This is a genomic window from Ferrovibrio sp., assembly GCF_002796975.1.
Classification (GTDB): Bacteria; Pseudomonadota; Alphaproteobacteria; order Ferrovibrionales; family Ferrovibrionaceae; genus Ferrovibrio.
Genome location: NZ_PEKV01000012.1, coordinates 392,193 through 410,606, shown reverse-complemented (window position 1 = coordinate 410,606; position 18,414 = coordinate 392,193). Strand labels below are relative to the sequence as shown.

The window sequence follows — 18,414 nt, the reverse complement described above, 5'->3', positions numbered from 1 at the left end:
TTCCTGCAGCGGCTCGGGCCGCTCAGCGTGATCACCTCGCCCGACGACGCGACGCTCGCGCTGCTGCCGCCCGCGACCAGCGCACAGGGCGATACCGTCACCCTGCGCCGCAGCGCCAATGTCAGCGGCGAACAGGGCGTAACGCTCCGGGCGGTCACCGACCAGGGTCGCGTGCTGGCACGCGGGCGCATGCAGTTCGCCGCGCGGTCGGAAACCGCGACGCTGAAACTCGACCTGCCGAGCGAGCTGCGCAACCAGCTTGCCCGCCTGGAAATCGAGGAGCAGCCAAGCGCCGGCACGGTGCAGCTGCTGGACGACCGCTGGCGTCGCCGTCCGGTCGGTCTGGTCACCGGCGGTGCGGTGGAAACACGGCAGCCGCTGCTGGGCGACCTGTTCTATCTCGAACGCGCGCTAGGCCCTTACGCCGAACTGCGCTCGGCCCCTGTGGCTGAACTGCTGCAACGCGAGATCGCCGTGATCGTATTGGCGGACGTGGCACATGTGGTGGCCAGCGAGACCCGCCAGCTGGAACAGTGGATCGACGGCGGTGGCGTGCTGCTGCGCTTCGCCGGTCCGCGCATGGCCGAAGCGACCGACGGCCTGCTGCCGGTGAAGCTGCGCCAGGGTTCGCGGCAACTGGGCGGGGCGCTGTCCTGGTCGCAGCCGCAGCGGCTGGGCGCGACACCGGAAACCAGTCCGTTCTTCGGTCTCGGCGGCGCCAACGACGTGACAGTCAGCCGGCAGGTACTCGCCGAACCGGAAGCGCAACTGGGCGACAAGACCTGGCTGCGTCTGGAAGACGGTACGCCGCTCGTAACCGCCACCCAGCGCGGCAAAGGCTGGTTGATCCTAGTTCACACCACCGCCAACACATTATGGTCCGATCTGGCGCTCAGCGGGTTCTATGTCGACATGCTGCGCAAAGTGATCGATCTCTCGCAAGGCATCAGCGGCACCGGCGAAGCCGCCGATACGCCGTTGCCGCCGCTCGGTGTGCTGGACGGCTTCGGCCGCGCCATCCAGCCGGGCCCCACCGTACAGCCGATTGCACCCCGCGCGCTGGCCGCCACCAAACCCGGTCCGCGCCATCCACCGGGCTGGTACGGCCGCCTCGACAGCCGGCAGGCCCTCAACACCGCCAATGCCGACACCAAATTGCTGCCGGTAACCCGCTGGCCCGCCGGCGTTGCCGAATTGCGGCTGGATGGCCAGAGCCGCGAGTTGCATCTGCTCCCCTGGCTGCTCGGCGCGGCCCTGCTGCTGTTCCTTGCAGACTGGCTGATCGGGCTGGGCCTGCGCGGCCTGTTGCCGTCGCTGCGCCGCCGTCCCGCCGCTGCGATGCTCGCCGTCGCGATCCTGCTGCTGTCCGGCGCCGGCGAGGCGCAGACGCGCCGCAATACACTCGCTGCCAGTGACGAGTTCGCCCTCAAAGCGTCTCTCGATCTGCGTCTGGCCTATGTGGTGACAGGTCAGGCCGATATCGACCAGATGAGTCGCGCCGGCCTCTATGGCCTGACCGAAGTACTGTACCGCCGCACCTCCATTGAGGCCGCCGAACCGATCGGCGTGAACCTGGAGGCCGATGACATCTCGCTGGTCCCCTTCCTCTACTGGCCGATCGTGCCGCAGCAGCCGCAGCTTTCCGACGCCGCGCTGCGCCGGGTCGATATGTTCATGAAGACTGGCGGCATGATCCTGTTCGACACGCGCGATCAGGCGATGGGTCTGAGCGGCACCGCCGCCAGCCCGAATACCGACAAGCTGCGCCAGTTGCTGGCACGCCTGGATATCCCGCCGCTGATGCCGGTGCCGGACGATCACGTGCTGACCAAGGCCTTCTACCTGATGCAGGACTTCCCCGGCCGCTACACCGGCGGCACGCTATGGGTGGAGCGCAATCCGGGCGGCGACAAGGATGGCGTCACCTCCATCGTGATCGGCAGCCATGATTTCGCCGCCGCCTGGGCCATCGACAATAACGGCCGGCCGCTTGCCGTCACTGTGCCGAACCTGCCGCGTCAGCGCGAATACGCCTATCGATTCGGCGTCAATCTTTTGATGTATACGCTCACTGGCAATTACAAGGCTGATCAGGTCCATGTTCCCGCGCTGCTCGAGCGGCTGGGCAATTAGCGGCGTGCCGGCATGAACAGCGCGCTCACTTTCGATTTTGCCCCTCTGGTGCCCTGGCCGCTGCTGCTGGTCTGCGCCGCCGTCGCCTTGATGCTCACATGTCTCGGCCTGTGGCGACATGCACGCGGCACGCTGCTGCGTGCGGCCGTGGCACTGCTGGCGATCGCCACCCTGGCCAATCCGGTGGCGCGCAGGGAAGACCGCAGCACGCTGCCCGATATTGCCGTGGTCGTGGTGGATGAAAGCCCGAGTCAGGGCATCGCCGACCGCCAGCGCCAGGCCGAACAGGCAGAAGCTGCGCTGCGCGAAAAGCTGGGTGCCATCGAGAATCTGGAAGTGCGTGTGGTCAAAGCTGGCAAGGCTGCGGCCGAGACCGCCGACCGCGACGAAGGCACGCGGCTGTTCTCGGGCCTGACACTGGCGCTGAGCGATCTGCCCCGCCATCGCGTGGCCGGCAGCATCCTGGTCACCGACGGCCAGGTGCATGACATGCCGGCCGAAATCGCCGCGGCGCAGGACGTGACCGGTGCGCCGGTTCATGTGTTGCTGACCGGCCGGCCGGATGAGCGCGACCGCCGGCTGGTGGTGCGCAACGCGCCGACCTTCGGCATGATCAACCAGGATATCAATGTCGTCCTGCGCGTCGATGATACCGGCGCGGCACCCAACGAGACGGCGGAACTGCGCTTCCGTCAGCAGGATGCCGGCGAGCGTGTGCTGCAGGTGCCGGTCGGCCGCGACGTCACCGTGCCGTTCAAGCTGCCGCGCGCCGGCCGCAGCCTGCTGGAATTCGAGGTCGCGCCGATCCAGAACGAACTGACGCCGCTGAACAATCGCGTGGCATTGTCGGTGAATGGCGTGCGCGACCGGCTGCGTGTCCTGCTGGTCACCGGCGAGGCGCATGCCGGCGAGCGTGTCTGGCGCAATCTGCTGAAGGCCGATCCGAATGTCGATCTGGTGCATTTCACCATTCTGCGTCCGCCCGACAAACAGGACGGCACGCCGATCCGCGAACTGTCGCTGATCGCCTTCCCGATCCGTGAACTGTTCGAACTCAAACTGAATGAGTTCGACCTGATCATCTTCGACCGCTACCGGCGACGCGGCATTTTGCCGACCGCGTATTACGAGAATATCGCCCGGTATGTCGAACGCGGCGGCGCCTTCCTTGAAGTCTCCGGTCCGGCCTATGCCACACCGCTCAGTATTTACCGGACGCCGGTCTCCGAAGTCCTGCCCGGCCGCCCGCATGGCACCATGCGGACCGAGCCGTTTACGCCGCAGCTCAGCGCCATCGGCAAGCGCCATCCGGTCACCGCCGGCCTGCCCGGCTCGGTGGGCGAGAATGGCCAGCCAACCTGGAGCCGCTGGTTCCGCGTCGTCAATGTCGATGTCACGCGCGGCAATTCAGTCATGGAAAGCCCGAACCGTGAGCCCCTGCTGGTGCTCGATCGCGTCGAGAAAGGCCGCGTGGCGCAATTCTATTCCGATCATATCTGGCTGTGGTCGCGCGGCTATGAAGGCGGCGGCCCGCAGAGCGAGTTGCTGCGCCGGCTGGCGCATTGGCTGATGAAGGAACCGGATCTTGAGGAAGAAGCGTTGCGGGCCGAGGCCAAGGGCGGACGCCTCGAAGTCGAGCGCCGCAGCCTGACCGAACGCAAGGAGCCGGTGACGGTGATCCGTCCTGATGGCAGCGAAACCCGCCTGACCCTGGAAGACCAGGGCAACGGCATCGCCAGCGGACGGCTGCCTGTAGAGTTACCCGGCATCTACCGTGTTCGCGATGGCGAGCGCGAGACCGTCGCCACCATGGGCGCCATCAACCCGAAGGAATTCTCCGATCCGCGCGCCACGCCGGCCGTGCTGAAGCCGCTGGCCGATGCCAGTCATGGCAGTGTGCGCTGGCTGCAGGATGGGACGCCGGACATCCGCATGGTCGACAAGCCGACGCGCAGCGCCGTGCGCGAACAGGCTGGCCGCAACTGGATCGGGCTCTATCGCCAGAACGACTATGTCGTCACCGGGCTGACGCTGACGCCGCTGGTGCTGCCGCTGGCGATGCTGACAGCGCTGCTGCTGGGCATGCTGCTGATGTGGCGGCGCGAAAGCCGCTAGGGCGAGCCACTGAGCTGGCTTGATGCGGGTCCATTTTAATGCTAATATTCCTATATATGGAACATTTGTTCGCATACCTTGGTATGCAAAATGAGTGATTTCACGGCCGAAATGCCGATGCCGTTGGACATCGTTGATAAGAGAATCAATGCCTTGGCACGTAACGCCAACGGCTTATGCGGGATCGAACTGGCTCTAACTGGACGAAACTGGCTTTAATTGGCTCTAACTGGCTCAAACGGGACGGAACTGGCCTTCGAACAGGACGAAACTGGCTCAAACGGGACGGAGCTGGCGCAGCATCGCTGCCGCGTCCTGCACCGACTGCCCGTCCCGCCAGCCCGCTGCCCGGCCTGCTGCATTGATGTGAGTCAGTATTCCATTCGCCCAAGCATCGGCCGCATCGCCGATGCGCGCAGAGGAATGACTGTAGGCGGCCGCCGGATACGCCAGCAGCGCGAGGCCGGCAATGCCGGCATTGTCCTTGCCGAGTCCGGCATCGTTCAGGAAACAGCCGCGCAGTTGCACCGCGACAGCGAATTGCGCCGCACTGATACCGCCATGGCTGCCGGAGATGACCAGCCAGCCGGCATCTTCAGGCAGGATTTCGGCGATGCTGTCGAGCAGCAATACATGCCCGTCACTGCCGTGTGGCAAGACGGTGCGCGCCATGCTCAGGCCGCCGCCTTCTTGCGACTGCCGCCTTTCGCAGGCTTGCCGACCATGCCGCCGACACCCTGCAACGCGCCGGCCGCCAGTTCCATCACCTGGAACCGCTCGCGCTCCACCCAGCCCGGCATCTCCATGCCGCGGTCGGCGGCATTCACGAAGCCGAAGGGTTCGTAATAGGGCTTGTCGCCGACCAGGATGCACAGGCCATGGTTCAGCCGCGTGGCGGCATAGAGGCTGTGCCGGATCAGCGCCCGGCCGATGCCCTGCCCCTGATAGTCGGGATGTACGGCAACGGGGCCGAGCATGATCGCCGGTGTCGCCGCTTCGCCGATCATGACGGGCCAGTAGCGGATCGAGCCCAGCACGATGCCATCCTCGTCGCGCACCACGAAGGCAAGCGACTTGATATGCGCCACGCCCTCGCGCAGCCGGTACACGGTCTTGCGCGTGCGATCCGAGCCGAAGGCGAGATCCAGCAGGCTGTCGATCTGGGCGGCGTCAGCGGGCCGCTCCGGCAGAATGGGGTACATGAGTTTGCTTCCAGCAACGATGTCGGACACCAGAGGCGGACGTTCGGCCTTAGCCTTCCGTCCGATTGGCCGTGTCGTGCTCATTGGGGAAGCAGGGATGTCGGGGTCAGTAGGCGACGATGACCTGGCTTCAGTGGGCACGAACGGCCGTAACGCACCGCTTTCGCATCATTTGCGAGGACGGTGCGCTCATACGGGCTCGTCGATGTCGCCACTGGCGGGTCATGACACAGAATCCTGTTTGGTCGCGGAAGTCGGATAGCATAGCCGGCAGGAGGCGTAAACCGGATTTCACGCCGATTTCATATTCCCCTGTCTGGCTGTGTCGGCCAGAACACACTCCCAGGGCGGCTCAGGGCCAAAGCGCTCGGCGAAGAAGTCGATGAAGGCCCGCACTTTCGGCGTCAGGTAACGCTGCGCCGGATAGACCGCGTAGATGCTGAACGGTGCCGGTTCATAGGCTTCCAGCAGCGGGACCAGACGTTTCGCGGCAATGTCCGGTCCGACAATGAAACTGGGCAGCCGGGCGACACCATGGCCGGCAAGGGCTGCATCGCGCAGCGACTCACCGTTGTTGGTGATCAGCCGTCCCGACACCTTTACAGCCTGCGCCCCCGTCGGCCCGTCGAAATTCCAGATGCCCTGCTCGGGCAGGTATTTGTAAAGCAGGCATTCATGCTGGCGCAGATCTTCCGGCACCAGCGGCACGCCGGCCTTGCGCAGGTAAGACTCTGAGGCGCAGGTGATCGGCCGCACCGGCGCCAGCCGCCGCGCGGTCAGCGTGGAATCGGCCAGATTGGCGCCGATGCGGATGGCGACATCGACCTCCTCTTCCAGCAGGTCGATGGTGCGATCGTTGAAGGTCAGATCGATGCGCAGCTCCGGGCAGAGCGCCAGCAGTTCCGGCAGCAACGGCGCGACATAGCCCAGCCCAAAGCTCATCGGCAGATTGACCCGCAGCAGGCCGCGCGGCAGCGCCTGCAGGTTCTGCACGGCCGCTTCGGCGGCTTCGGCCTCGACCAGCACGCGCTGCGCATGTTCCAGCACAATGCGTCCGGTCTCGGTCAGCGAGAGTTTGCGGGTCGTCCGCTGCAGCAGTTGCGCGCCCAGGCGCTGCTCCAACCGGGAGACCTGTTTCGAAACGGCGGATTTCGACAGGCCGAGGCTTTCAGCCGCACCGCTGAAACTCTCCTGCTCCACCACGCGGGCAAAGACGGCCAGGTCGGCGAGATGGTCCATATTGTTTCTCATGAGAAACAATCATATTCCAATGGAGATATTGTTTCAATTCAGCAAATGCCTACCTTCCAGCGCGAACCAACACCAACCCGGACCGCCCAGGAGGCAGCCATGACCAAGGTTCTCGTTCTCTATCATTCGATGTACGGCCACGTGGAAAAGATGGCCGAGGCCGTCGCTGCCGGTGCGCGCGAAGTCCCGGGCGCCCAGGTCACCATCAAGCGTGTCCCCGAGACCATGCCGGAAGAGGCCTTCAGGAAGGCCGGCGGCAAGTGGGATCAGGCCGCGCCGATCGCGACCCCAGCCGAACTGGCCGATTATGACGCCATCATCTTCGGCACCGGTACCCGCTTCGGCAACATGACCGGTCAGATGCGTAGCTTCCTCGACCAGACCGGCGGTCTGTGGGTGAAGGGCGCGCTGGTCGGCAAGGTCGGCAGCGTCTTCGTTTCGACCGGCACCGGCGGCGGCAACGAAACCACCGCCAGCAGCTTCCATACCACCCTGCTGCATCATGGCCTGGTGGTCGTCGGTCTGCCCTATGCCATCCCGGAGACGATGGACATCTCTGAGGTGAAGGGCGGCTCACCGCTCGGCGCCGGCACCATCGCCGGTGCGGACGGCAGCCGCAGCCCGAGCGAAAAGGAACTCAAGATCGCCCGCTTCCAGGGCAAGCATGTGGCGGGTATCGCCGCCAAGCTGAAGGCTTAACACTCTACCGAAAGGCGACGGCCGGGATATGATCGGCCGTCGCCGATGGAGGTTTCCATGATTCATGTTGTTCCCTTCGACAATCTCGGCCGGATGAATATCGACTGGCTGAACAGCCGCTTCCACTTCAACTTCTCGGGCGTTGCCGCGCCGATGGGTTTCGGCTTCGGTCCGCTGCGGGTGTGGAATGACGACGAGATCGCAGCGCAGTCGGGCTTTCCGATGCACGGCCACCGCGACATGGAGATCATCACCTATGTCACCAAGGGCGCGATCAGCCACGAAGACAGCCTGGGCAACAAAGGCCGGACTCCGGCTGGCGATGTGCAGGTGATGTCGGCCGGCACCGGCATCATGCATTCGGAATACAATGCCGAAGACGAAATGACGCATCTGTTCCAGATCTGGATCGAGCCGCGTCAGGCCAAGCTGAAGCCGCGCTGGGACCAGGCGCAGTTCCCCAAGGGCGACCGCGCCAATCGTCTGGTGCCGCTGGCATCTGGTGAAGAGGCTGTGCTCTCGGCCAACACGGGCACGCTGCTGATCCACCAGGACGCCACGCTGTTCGGCGCACTGGTCGAAAAGGGCCAGTCGGTGACCTACGAGCAGAAGCCGGATCGCATGGCCTATCTGGTGGTGGCCGAAGGCGGTGTCGAACTCAACGGTGTGACGCTGAAGACCCGCGATGGCGTCGCCATCGCCGCCGACACGCCGGTGGAGATCAAGGCGGCGGAAAGCGCTGCGGAATTCCTGCTGTTCGACCTGCCGCGTCCGCAGCAGCGTCCGAATTAAGCATCGGCGTCTGAAGCATCCGACTTTGGGCGGGCTGAGTTACTCAGTCCGCCCAAAGCTTTTTCCAGTCTTTCAATATCGCCAAGGAACAGTGTACTCGGTCCGCCATAGGGCAGACCGACACCGCTCTCTTTCAATGCCTTGTGAATCGCAAAGCGCAGGCCGCTCTCGATCACATGTCGCTTTTCGACATCGGAGATATGACCGCGCAGCGCGAATTGCAGCGTGCCGGCACCGAAATCGCGGAAGATCACCAGCGGCGCCGGCATGCTGAGAATGTCGGGATGTTCGGTCAGACATTTCAACAGCACCTCACGCGCCTTCTCCAGGTCGGCGGCATAGGACAGGTTCAGCTGGATATCGATGCGGCCGAGGCGGTTGCGGTGCGTCCAGTTCATCACCGACTGCGAGATCAGTTCGGAATTCGGGATGATCACCGAAGCGCGCGGGAAGGTTTCTATCTCGGTGGAGCGCACGTTGATGCGCCGGACATAGCCTTCGCGGCTGCCGACCACGACCCAGTCGCCGACCTTCACCGGCCGTTCGATCAGCAGGATCAGGCCGGAGACGAAATTGTTGACGATATTCTGCAGGCCGAAACCGATACCGACCGACAGGGCACCGGCGATGATCGCCAGGTTCGACAGATCCAGGCCGACCACGCCGACGCCGGCGACGATCGCAAGCAGGTAGCCGGCATAGGTCAGGCCGGTGACCATCGAATTGCGCACGCCGGGGTCGATACCTGCCTGCGTTTCCAACCGGGAATTCAGCCCGCCGCTCAACAGCCGGGTAATACCGATGCCGATCACCAGCACCACGATGGCGGCGAGGATGTTGCCGAGCGAGATCGTCACTGGACCGATGGTAACGCCGTAGAAGAGTTCCAGCGTATAGCTGATCAGCGTGGCGCGGCTGACGCCCCAGGAGACGGCAAGACCGGCGAGCAGCAGCACGAACAGCACGATGTCCGCCAGCAGGCCGAGCAGCAGCTGGCTCGTGGTACTCAGCGGTCCGCTCAGGCCCAGCGACTGCCGCCAGATGCGGAAGCGGCTGTCGGGATTCTCGGCGAGATTGGCCAGGCCGTCGCGAATGGCGATGCGGACCAGCGCGTAGGCACCCAGCGTCAGCGCCGAACCGAGCAGACCATAGGAAAGGAAGGCAGCAGCGCCGTAATAGCCGAGCAGCAGCGCGACCAGCGCAAGCAGGTTGAGGCCGAAGATCAGTCCGGCCAGCAGCCGCAGCGGGCGCCAGTCGTCCGGCAGCGAGCGCCACAGTCGCGGATCTGAGAAAGCCAGGTTGGAGACGAACAGGAACAGCGCGACGGCGGCAATCACCATGTTGCGGCCGGCGAAGCCGAAATCCGGTACGCGCGACGGCGCCACCAGCACGGCCAGCAGGATCATGCCGATGGCGACGGCAGCCGTGCGGCGCAGGAGTTTTGCGCGCTCAGGCTTTTGCAGCGGGATCAGTGCCCAGGCGGATTGCCCCGGTGCCAGCGTCGCCTGCCCCAGACCGTAGGCCAGCAGGGCGATGGACACCGCCTGCATCAGCATCAGCACCATGCTGCCGACCAGGCCGTTCAGCCAATCGTTGCCCAGCAGTACGCCATAGGCAGCCCACAGCACGGCGAGCGGCATGGCCGTATAGCGCAGCAGCACGGTGAAAGCCGCAATCGTGCGCCGCACCGGCGATGGCGCCTCAATTTCCGGCCGGATGCCATAGTGGCGGCTGAGCCAGCGCTGGGTCGGAAGCAGCAGTGCGCTGGCCAGCGCCACAACGACGACGATCTGCAGCAGGGTGCTCTGCCCCGGCCGCCGGCCGTCCTCAGCCGTCCACCACTGCGCCGGCAGCGCCAGCACCTCGTCGGAGGTGGCGCGGATGTCGTCCACGCCACTGCGCCAGAAATCCGGATTGAACGGCGAGGCGCCGCGATACATCAGCTGGCGCGTGAACTGCCGGCGTGCTTCGTCGGCCACTTCATCCTGCAGGGCGACAATGCGTGTCAGCGCCAGTTCAGCCTGCTTGCCGCTATCCTGGGCAGATTGCAGACGCACAGCCAGCTGGCGGCGCGATTCCGTCACGCCTGCAGCTTCGCGGGGCTGGCCGGCTGCCGGTGGCGGCCCAAGCGCATCGAGCTGGGTCTGTGTCGCCGCTGTCGCCTGCCGGAACTGGTCGCGTTCGGTCGTCGCCTGCACGCGCAACCGGTCGAGATCGGCACGCAGCACCGCAAAGCCCTCGTCGTCCATGCGGGGATCGCGCAGCTGGCGCGTGATCGGCGACAGGGCAGCAGTCCAGTTGGTGGGGGTCAGTGCGCCGGGTGCGGCGGCGCCGGCCGGCTGCGCGCCGGCAGGATCGGCCACCGCCGCCAGAAGGCAGAACAGCATGGCCAAACGGAGCAGGAACTGGATCGGTCGGAGTGTCATGGTGTCGATGCGGGTCTGTAACGGATGCAGGGCAAACCCCTGCGCGAATGCCGGCCCAGCTATAGCTCAAATGGCCGCCGAATGCTCTCTTTGGCGTGGCTTTGCGGCAAAAACGGGGCGGGCCGGGACGCTCCGCCCCCGAGTCGATTGCTTGACTTGGGCGGAGGCCGCTGTCTTGCTGGCAGCATGAGCGAGCGGATCGACTGCGAGATCGCCGTGATCGGCGCTGGAACCGGCGGCATTGCAGTGGCGACCGCCAGCGCCCTGTTCGGCATGAAAACCGTCCTGATCGAACGTGACCGTATGGGGGGCTATCGCCTGCATGGCGAACTGCCGTTACAGGTGCTGTCTGCCGCAGCCCGGCATGCTGCTGCCTGGCGCGAGGCCGCCGGCTTCGGCATCCGGTATGAAGAACCCGACATCGATTTCGCCGCTGTACTGCGCCATGCAAAAAACACGACCGCCGCGCAGGCCGCCAATGATTCGATTGAACGGCTGTCTGCGCTGGGCGTCACCGTGCTGCAGGGCGAGGCCCGCTTCACATCCGCAGCCAGCATCGCGGTCGGCGACCGCACCGTGACGGCGAAGCGCTTTGTCATTGCGACCGGCGCGCGCCCGGCCCTGCCGACAATTCCGGGCCTGGCCGACATTCCCTGCCTGACGCCACAATCCGCTTTCGATCTGACCGAACGTCCGCTGCATCTGCTGATCATCGGCGGCGGCGGCGCTGGTGTTGCTCTGGCGCAGGGTTTCTGCCGCATCGGCGTGAAAGTGACGCTGGTCGAGCAAGGCCGTTTCCTGTCGCGCCACGATCCGGAACTGAGCGACCTGGTAATCGATGCACTGCGCCGCGACGGCGTCACCCTGCATGAGCAGACCGAGATCGCGCAGGTGGAAAATACCGTGCCGGGCATCGTGCTGACCCTGCGCCATACCAATGGCAGCAGGACGCGTATTGCCGCCTCGCATCTGCTGCTGGCTGCCGGCTGGCAGGCCGATCACAGCACACTCAATGCCATGGCCGCGGGCATCGAAACCGGTGCGCAGGGTATTGTCACGGATCGCCGGCTGCGCACGACCAACCGCCGTGTCTTCGCCATCGGCGCCGCCACCGACCTGCAGGCCACCACGCCGGTGGTGCAGCACCATGCCAGCGTGGCGCTGAAGAACCTGCTGTTCCGGCTGCCGGCACGCATCGCAGCCAGCGCCGCCGCCAGCCTGGTACCCAGCGATCCCGAACTGGCCTTCGTCGGCCAGACCGAAAGCGAGGCCCGGCGCAGTCGCCGCAGCATCCGCATCCTGCGCCGGCCGTTCGCCCTGAACGAACGCGCATTGGCCGACGGCAGCAGCGAGGGCTTGCTGAAGGTCGTCGCCTCGCCACTGGGCAGCATCCTCGGTGCGGCCGCCGTCGGGCCTCAGGCCGCAGAAACCCTGCAGCCCTGGGGGCTGGCTATCGGCAACGGATTCGGCATCGGCGCGATGCAGGCGATGATTGCTCCCTTCCCGGCGCGCGGGAACACCGCCGCCCAGGCCGCAACCGATTTTTACCGCCCAAAGCTGTTCAGTCCGTTCGGCCGCCGCGTGGTGCAGTTCCTCGCCCGTTTCGACTGAGACACTGTATTATTCCATACCATGAACGCCGATCCGGGTACCTCGACCGACCTGTCGCGACTGCCACGCTCGCCCGTGGTGGCCAGCCTGTCTGGCCGGCTGCTACTGCTGACAGTCGGCTTCACCATGCTGTCGGCGGTGCTGATCTACCTGCCGGCGATGAGTCGCTTCCGTATCAGCTATCTTGAGGCCCGCATCGAACTGGCCGACCAGGCTGCGCTCGCGCTGTTGGCAGCGCCGGACGGCATGGTCAGCGAAGAACTGGAGGACGAGTTGCTGCACAATGTCGGCGGCAAGCTGGTCGCCATGCGACGCAAGGAATCGAATGCACTGATCCTGAGCGACCGCCAGGAACTGCCAATGCTGGGTAAACCGGTCAATCTGGAAGACCAGCAATGGTGGGAAGCCATCGCCCATGCCGTGATGGTGCTGGTCAAGCCATCCACCGACTATGTGCGCGTGGTCGGCCTGTCTCCGCGCGATCCGCACACCCGTATCGAAGTGGTGCTGCCAACCGCCCCCATGAGCGAGGCACTCCGCGATTTTTCCTGGCGCGTGCTGTGGGTGGCGCTGCTGATCTCAATGATTACCGGCAGTCTGGTCTATGTCAGCCTGCAGCTGCTGCTGGTCCGGCCGATCCGCCGCCTGATCGGCAGTATCGTCGGCTTCCATGCGGCGCCGGAAGATGCGCGTCAGATCATCCGCCCGACGCGCCGGCGCGATGAACTCGGCCTCGCGGAACGCGAGCTGCAGATGATGCAGCAGGATCTGCGCCACGCACTGACACAGCGCACGCGACTTGCCCAGCTCGGCATCGCCGTCAGCAAGATCAGCCATGATCTGCGCAACATGCTGGCCGCGGCGCAGCTGGTATCCGATCGTCTGGAAGCGTCCGACGATCCGACCGTACGCCAGGTGGCACCGCGGCTGGTCGGATCGATCGACCGGGCCATTTCCCTCTGCGCCCAGACCCTGCAGTTCGGCAAGGCAGAGGAACGCGCACCGCAGACCTGCCAGATCGCATTGCGCAATTTCATCGATGACGTGGCGTCTGCACTCGGCCTCCCTGACGGCACCGGTATCCGCTGGCACAATGCGGTACCGGAAACCCTGCCGCTGACTGCCGATCCCGATCAGCTCTACCGCATCATGAACAACCTCATGCGTAATGCCGTACAGGCGATGCCCGAGGGCGGCGATCTGCGCGTAGCGGCGACGGCAACGGAAACCGATGTCGTCATCGAAGTCGCGGACAGCGGCGGCGGCTTGAGCGATGCCGCGCGCGCGCACCTGTTCGAGCCATTCCGCGGCGGACGCAGCGGCGGCACGGGCCTGGGGCTGGCCATCGCACGCGAACTGATCCGCGGCCATGGCGGCGACCTGGAACTGATCCGCACCGGGCCGCTGGGAACCACCTTCCGCATCGTCCTGCCGCAGGCCCAAGCCTGATTACGGCCCGATCCTGGCCGGATTGACGGCCAAGCCTCGCCCGTCCGCAGTTCCGATCGGTATGGCTAACGCGTTTTAACCATATCACTTAACTGGATATTCAAGTCCGCCGGCACGATAATGGCGCCGCCAGAATGGCAGACCGGCTTCAGGAGAGGCCGCGTGCAGGAGAGAACCCCATGCGTTTCACAATCCAGAGCTTGCTGTTGCCGCTCATGCTGGCCGGACTGCTGTCGGCCTGCTCCGATCAACGTGGCGATCTCACCCCTGCTGCTCAGAGTGGCATCGTCAGCGTCGGCTATGAGATCTACAAGGCGCGCGTCGAGAAGCGCCTGGGTATGACCTGCAATCTCGAAAACATCGTCATCGAAGGCAGTTACTGCGTCAGCAATTTCAAGCCGACCGACCGCCAGGAAGTTTTCTGCTTCAAGACGCTCGGCGGTGTCGACTGCTACGTAGAGCCAGATCCTTATTCGCTGGAAGGCCGGCAGCTGCCTGGCCCGCCGCGCGCCTTGGCCGATCCGCGCATGCCGATGACGCCGCCGGGCCGCCGGGCCGAGCCGCAGCTCGCCACCATGCCCTATGACGCGCCGGGCAGCACTGCCAGCTATCCGGACAGCCAGCCGCAGCATCAGCCGCTGCCGCCGACACAGCCCCTGCCGGCCGACGTGATGGTGATTGAGCCGGCCCCGGATCCGGCAACCAAGCCGATGTGATCGGCATCACCGAACTCGCCTCTTGCCAATGACGCAGGCGTGCTAGCTTCTGCTCCATGCAGAAGCAGCATGAACGCGTCTGGACCTGGGATCTGCCCGCCCCGCCGGCCGCCCTGTGGCCCTATCTGTCGGACACCGCGCGTTTCAACGAAGCGGCCGGCACGCCGCGCTATGCCGTCGCCGAAGAACCGCAGGCGGACGGCTCGGTCAGGCGCCGCGCCACCGCCAGCTACAAGGGCGTCGCGGTCGAGTGGGACGATCCGCCTTATGAATGGGTGGCCGAACGCGAATTCCGCCAGACCCGCATTTTCCGGCGCGGCCCGCTGAAAAGCCTGAGCCCGACCCTGCGGCTTGCACCCGGCCCCGATGGCGGCAGCCGCGTCACCTACCTGATCAGCGGCACGCCACGCGGCATCGTTGGACACCTGCTCTTTGCCACCGGGCTTCTCGACAAGATCGGCAAAGGGCTGGAGGAGATGGTGCGTCAGGCTGGCCGCTTCGCCATCGGCCAGGCGGAAATGCCGTTCGACTATACGCCTCCCGACCTGACGCCGCAGCAGCGGGCAAGACTCGATGGCCTGACCCGCCAGATTTCCGCCGGCGCGTACCATCACGATCTTGCCGACCGCCTCGCCCGCCACATCATCACGGCGCAGGAGGTCGACCTGGTTCGGATTCGGCCGCGCAGACTGGCGCGCGAATGGCAGGTGCCGGTGCGCCACACCGCCGAACTCTGCCTCGATGCCACCCGGCTCGGCCTGCTCGGCCTGTCGTGGAACCTGCTCTGCCCGCGATGCGGCGGCGCCAAAGCCTCCGCCGATACGCTGGAAGCGCTGCCCAAACAGGCGCATTGCCCATCCTGCAACATCGCCTATGACGGCAGCTTCACCAGCAATATCGAAATCAGCTTCCGTCCGGCCACGGCGATCCGCAGCATCGGCGAAGGCGAGTTCTGCATGGGCGGACCGCATATCTCTCGCCACATCCTGGTGCAGCAGATTCTGGCCCCCGGCGAGGAACGCCATATCACGGCAACTTTGCCCGCCGGCGAATACAGGCTGCGCACACTGGAACCTGGCGACGAATGTATCGTCAGCCATGACGGCGATGTTTTCCCGACGATGCTGGCTGAGGATGCCGATGCGCCGGCCTTCGCCATGCGGGCAGAAACCGGCACCGCCACCGGCACCATCGCAATGCGCAACCGCAGCAGCCGGGAACTGACCTTCGTGATCGAATCCCGGGCGTGGCGCAGCGAAGCCCTCACCGCCCATGAGGTCACGACGTTGCAAGCTTTCCGCGACCTGCTGCCGGACCAGGTGCTGCGCGCCGGCGAAGATGTCGGCATCGACAGCATCACGCTGATGTTCACCGACCTGGAGGGTTCGACGGCGCTGTATGAACGGCTGGGCGATGCGGCGGCCTATCGTCTGGTGCGGCGGCATTTCGGCGTCCTGGCAGAAACCATCCGCGCACATGACGGCGCCCTGATCAAGACCATCGGCGACGCGGTGATGGCGGCGTTTGCCACGCCTGAGCAAGCTGTACAGGCGGCGCTGCATATCCACGACCGCATCGCCGCCTTCAATGCCGACTACGGCCGCGAAACCGGCAGCACCGATGCGGCCATCGGTCTCAAGATGGGCCTGCATGGCGGACGCTGCATCGCTGTCAATCTGAATGACCGGCTGGATTATTTCGGCAGCACGGTGAACCTGGCGGCGCGGCTGCAAGGCCGCAGCCGGCGCGGCGAAGTGGTGCTGTCCGAGTCGCTTGCAGCCGATCCCGCTGTCGCGCCCTTGTTGCAGGATCGCGTGGCGAGCCACGAAAGCGCCGAGTTGAAGGGCTTCGACCGCCCGGTACCTTTCGTACGCCTGACCGCTTAGTCGTTGGTAAGTGCCGAGAGACCCAACTGGGCGCGGCGACGGAGCCACAGGCTGGGACGATAACGGTCGTCGCCGGTAATCGCCTGTAACTGGGTCAGCACCGTATGCACGGTCTCCAGTCCCATCGCATCGGCCAATGCCAGCGGACCGAACGGATAGTTCAGGCCGAGTGTCATGGCCTTGTCGATATCGGCAGGTGTGGCGACCCGGATCTGCGCCATCTCGCAGCCCAGATTGGCCACCATGGCGGCGATGCGCTGTCCGATGAAGCCAGGGCTGTCGGTAATCGCGGTCACGGCACGACCGGCGCCATGCAGGCGCGCCACCACGGCATCCAGCAGATCGCGGCGCGCGCCCGGCGCACGCATCAACGTCAACCGCTTGTCCAGCTTGCCTGCAATGTCGAGGCCGAACAGCCGGCGATGGTCGAGCTTCCGCGTCGCGGCATAGGTGGATACATCCTCCCCCAGCGGCGCGCACAGGATGGCGCTGTCACCGTCGTCGAAACCGCTGACCTCGAAGCCGAAGCTGCGCAGCAACTCGCCCAGTGCGTCGTCATCGGCATCGGCCAGCACGACCTTCGCGGCCGGCGCCGCGGCGCTGGTGGCGTCGGCCGACGGCACCACGCCCCTGCCGGCCTCGTCATAGGGGAAGAAGCCCTGCTTCGTCTTGCGTCCCAGCTGGCCGCTTTCCTTCAGCAGCTGGTGCAGCGGCGCGGTGGCCAGCCGGCGGTCGTAGAAATAGCCTTCGTGAATGATCTGGCTGACCGGGAAATTCACGTCGATGCCGGTCAGGTCCATCAGTTCGAAGGGCCCCATCTTGAAGCCCCAGTTGTCGCGCATCACCGCATCCACCTGCGCCGGTGTCGCCACGCCTTCGGACACGATGCGCAGCGCTTCCTGCGTATAGGCGCGGCCGCCGAGATTGACCAGGAAGCCGGGGCTGTCCTGCACCACCACCGGCAGACGCCCCATCCGTTCGCCGACCGTGACGAGTGCAGCAATGGTGGCATCGCTGGTGCCAGGTGCGCGGATCACCTCGACCAGCTTCATTAGCGGAACCGGATTGAAGAAATGCAGGCCGGCAATCCGCGCCCGATGCTGGCAGGCAGTGGCAATGCTGGCGATGCGCAGCGAGGAGGTGTTCGAGGCCAACAGGCAGTCCGGTCGCACGACAGCTTCCAGCTTGCGGAAGACCTCCTGCTTGATGGCGAGGTTCTCGACAATGGCTTCCACCACCAGATCGGCCGGAACGAAAGCCTCCATCGCATCGACGACGGTCAGCCGCGTCTTGGCGGTTGCAGCGGCATCTTCGGCCAGACGGCCCTTGCTCACCATCTGATCGAGCTGGGCAAAGATCGCGTCCCGCGCCTTGGCCGCGGCACCGTCCATAGCGTCATACAGCAGGACTGTCATGCCGCCGGTCATGCCGACCTGCGCAATGCCCCGCCCCATGGCGCCGGCGCCGATCACGCCAACTGTCTGGATATTGGCTGTTCCAACTTTTTGCCCGGTTTCCGCCACAATAACCCTCCGTTTGCGCAGCAACATCCTGCCCAGACAGGCCTTGATCCGCAACCCGCCGCACCCCACATCTTCGATGTCCGGATGCCTTTGAGGGTCCGGGCGCAACTCGCTTTCCCAAGGAGTGCATCATGAGCCGCGTTTCCATTTTCTCCAGCCCGCTGCTGCTCGGCTTCGACCATGTCGAACGCATGATCGAGCGCGCCACCAAAGCTGGATCGGAAGGCTACCCGCCCTATAACATCGAACAGACCGGCGAGAGCGAATTGCGTATCACGCTGGCTGTGGCCGGTTTCAGCCCGAGCGATCTTGGCATTACCGTCGAAGACAACCAGCTTGTCATTCGCGGCAAGCAGGCCGACGAAAAAGAGCGGATTTATCTGCATCGCGGTATTGCCGCACGCCAGTTCCAGCGCAGCTTTGTCTTGGCGGACGGCATCGAAGTGGTGCGAGCGGAGCTTGGCAATGGCCTGCTGCATATCGACTTGCACCGGCCGCGTCCGGAACCTCAGGTCCGCAATATTGCTATTAGTACGACGGACGGCGGTCGCAGCGACACATTAGGCGTTGGCGGCAAGCCAGGAACCGGACGCAATTAAAGGCGGCCGGAA

Annotated in this window: 14 protein-coding genes; 9 read left to right on the top strand and 5 right to left on the bottom strand. The window is 65.1% G+C overall.

Annotated elements, in window-relative coordinates; all coding sequences use genetic code 11:
* A partial coding sequence (locus CTR53_RS15370; RefSeq protein WP_290815195.1) for a DUF4159 domain-containing protein occupies nt 1–2,133 on the top strand: 2,133 nt, incomplete at its 5' end.
* A gap of 12 nt (nt 2,134–2,145) precedes the next feature.
* Nucleotides 2,146–4,248: a hypothetical protein gene (locus CTR53_RS15365; RefSeq protein WP_290815192.1), complete on the top strand. Its 2,103-nt coding sequence runs from the start codon at nt 2,146–2,148 to the stop codon at nt 4,246–4,248.
* A 276-nt stretch (nt 4,249–4,524) separates the two neighbouring features.
* On the opposite strand, the gene CTR53_RS15360 is transcribed toward CTR53_RS15365, so the two are convergent.
* The 3 genes from CTR53_RS15360 to CTR53_RS15350 form a co-directional block, all read right to left on the bottom strand.
* Nucleotides 4,525–4,920, bottom strand: coding sequence for a hypothetical protein (locus CTR53_RS15360; RefSeq protein ID WP_290815190.1), 396 nt, complete (start codon nt 4,918–4,920; stop codon nt 4,525–4,527).
* Nucleotides 4,921–4,922: 2 nt separating this feature from the next.
* Nucleotides 4,923–5,450, bottom strand: coding sequence for a GNAT family N-acetyltransferase (locus CTR53_RS15355; protein ID WP_290815188.1), 528 nt, complete (start codon nt 5,448–5,450; stop codon nt 4,923–4,925).
* Nucleotides 5,451–5,741: 291 nt separating this feature from the next.
* Entirely contained in the window at nt 5,742–6,701 is a 960-nt protein-coding gene (locus CTR53_RS15350; protein WP_290815186.1) for a LysR family transcriptional regulator, read from the bottom strand.
* Between the two features lie 99 nt (nt 6,702–6,800).
* Between CTR53_RS15350 and wrbA the strand changes: the two genes are divergently transcribed.
* Nucleotides 6,801–7,400 (top strand): NAD(P)H:quinone oxidoreductase, encoded by a 600-nt coding sequence (gene wrbA, locus CTR53_RS15345; protein WP_290815184.1) that lies wholly within the window; start codon nt 6,801–6,803, stop codon nt 7,398–7,400.
* A gap of 57 nt (nt 7,401–7,457) precedes the next feature.
* Nucleotides 7,458–8,192: a pirin family protein gene (locus CTR53_RS15340; protein WP_290815180.1), complete on the top strand. Its 735-nt coding sequence runs from the start codon at nt 7,458–7,460 to the stop codon at nt 8,190–8,192.
* On the opposite strand, the gene CTR53_RS15335 is transcribed toward CTR53_RS15340, so the two are convergent.
* On the bottom strand, nt 8,189–10,618 hold the full coding sequence (locus CTR53_RS15335; RefSeq protein ID WP_290815178.1) for a DUF3772 domain-containing protein: 2,430 nt from the start codon (nt 10,616–10,618) through the stop codon (nt 8,189–8,191). The two genes, CTR53_RS15340 and CTR53_RS15335, sit on opposite strands and share 4 nt — an antisense overlap.
* Nucleotides 10,619–10,804: 186 nt before the next feature.
* Here CTR53_RS15335 and CTR53_RS15330 point away from each other — a divergent pair, with 186 nt between their 5' ends.
* The 4 genes from CTR53_RS15330 (at nt 10,805) to CTR53_RS15315 (ending at nt 16,280) form a co-directional block, all read left to right on the top strand.
* Entirely contained in the window at nt 10,805–12,229 is a 1,425-nt protein-coding gene (locus CTR53_RS15330) for an FAD-dependent oxidoreductase (protein WP_290815176.1), read from the top strand.
* A 21-nt stretch (nt 12,230–12,250) separates the two neighbouring features.
* Entirely contained in the window at nt 12,251–13,678 is a 1,428-nt protein-coding gene (locus CTR53_RS15325; RefSeq protein WP_290815174.1) for a HAMP domain-containing sensor histidine kinase, read from the top strand.
* A 179-nt stretch (nt 13,679–13,857) separates the two neighbouring features.
* Entirely contained in the window at nt 13,858–14,394 is a 537-nt protein-coding gene (locus tag CTR53_RS15320; RefSeq protein ID WP_290815172.1) for a hypothetical protein, read from the top strand.
* 56 nt (nt 14,395–14,450) lie between these two features.
* The gene (locus CTR53_RS15315; RefSeq protein WP_290815169.1) at nt 14,451–16,280 is read left to right on the top strand and encodes an adenylate/guanylate cyclase domain-containing protein; all 1,830 of its coding nucleotides are present in this window, start codon (nt 14,451–14,453) and stop codon (nt 16,278–16,280) included.
* On the opposite strand, the gene CTR53_RS15310 is transcribed toward CTR53_RS15315, so the two are convergent.
* The gene (locus CTR53_RS15310; protein WP_290815167.1) at nt 16,277–17,803 is read right to left on the bottom strand and encodes a 3-hydroxyacyl-CoA dehydrogenase; all 1,527 of its coding nucleotides are present in this window, start codon (nt 17,801–17,803) and stop codon (nt 16,277–16,279) included. The genes CTR53_RS15315 and CTR53_RS15310 overlap by 4 nt on opposite strands.
* Before the next feature lie 131 nt (nt 17,804–17,934).
* Between CTR53_RS15310 and CTR53_RS15305 the strand changes: the two genes are divergently transcribed.
* On the top strand, nt 17,935–18,402 hold the full coding sequence (locus CTR53_RS15305; protein WP_290815166.1) for an Hsp20 family protein: 468 nt from the start codon (nt 17,935–17,937) through the stop codon (nt 18,400–18,402).
* Nucleotides 18,403–18,414: the final 12 nt, after the last annotated feature.

Coding starts and splice junctions, on each gene's coding strand:
- CTR53_RS15365 (WP_290815192.1), top strand. CDS start 2,146: ATGAACAGCGCGCTCACTTTCGATTTTGCCCCTCTGGTGCCCTGGCCG.
- CTR53_RS15360 (WP_290815190.1), bottom strand. CDS start 4,920: ATGGCGCGCACCGTCTTGCCACACGGCAGTGACGGGCATGTATTGCTG.
- CTR53_RS15355 (WP_290815188.1), bottom strand. CDS start 5,450: ATGTACCCCATTCTGCCGGAGCGGCCCGCTGACGCCGCCCAGATCGAC.
- CTR53_RS15350 (WP_290815186.1), bottom strand. CDS start 6,701: ATGAGAAACAATATGGACCATCTCGCCGACCTGGCCGTCTTTGCCCGC.
- wrbA (WP_290815184.1), top strand. CDS start 6,801: ATGACCAAGGTTCTCGTTCTCTATCATTCGATGTACGGCCACGTGGAA.
- CTR53_RS15340 (WP_290815180.1), top strand. CDS start 7,458: ATGATTCATGTTGTTCCCTTCGACAATCTCGGCCGGATGAATATCGAC.
- CTR53_RS15335 (WP_290815178.1), bottom strand. CDS start 10,618: ATGACACTCCGACCGATCCAGTTCCTGCTCCGTTTGGCCATGCTGTTC.
- CTR53_RS15330 (WP_290815176.1), top strand. CDS start 10,805: ATGAGCGAGCGGATCGACTGCGAGATCGCCGTGATCGGCGCTGGAACC.
- CTR53_RS15325 (WP_290815174.1), top strand. CDS start 12,251: ATGAACGCCGATCCGGGTACCTCGACCGACCTGTCGCGACTGCCACGC.
- CTR53_RS15320 (WP_290815172.1), top strand. CDS start 13,858: ATGCGTTTCACAATCCAGAGCTTGCTGTTGCCGCTCATGCTGGCCGGA.
- CTR53_RS15315 (WP_290815169.1), top strand. CDS start 14,451: ATGCAGAAGCAGCATGAACGCGTCTGGACCTGGGATCTGCCCGCCCCG.
- CTR53_RS15305 (WP_290815166.1), top strand. CDS start 17,935: ATGAGCCGCGTTTCCATTTTCTCCAGCCCGCTGCTGCTCGGCTTCGAC.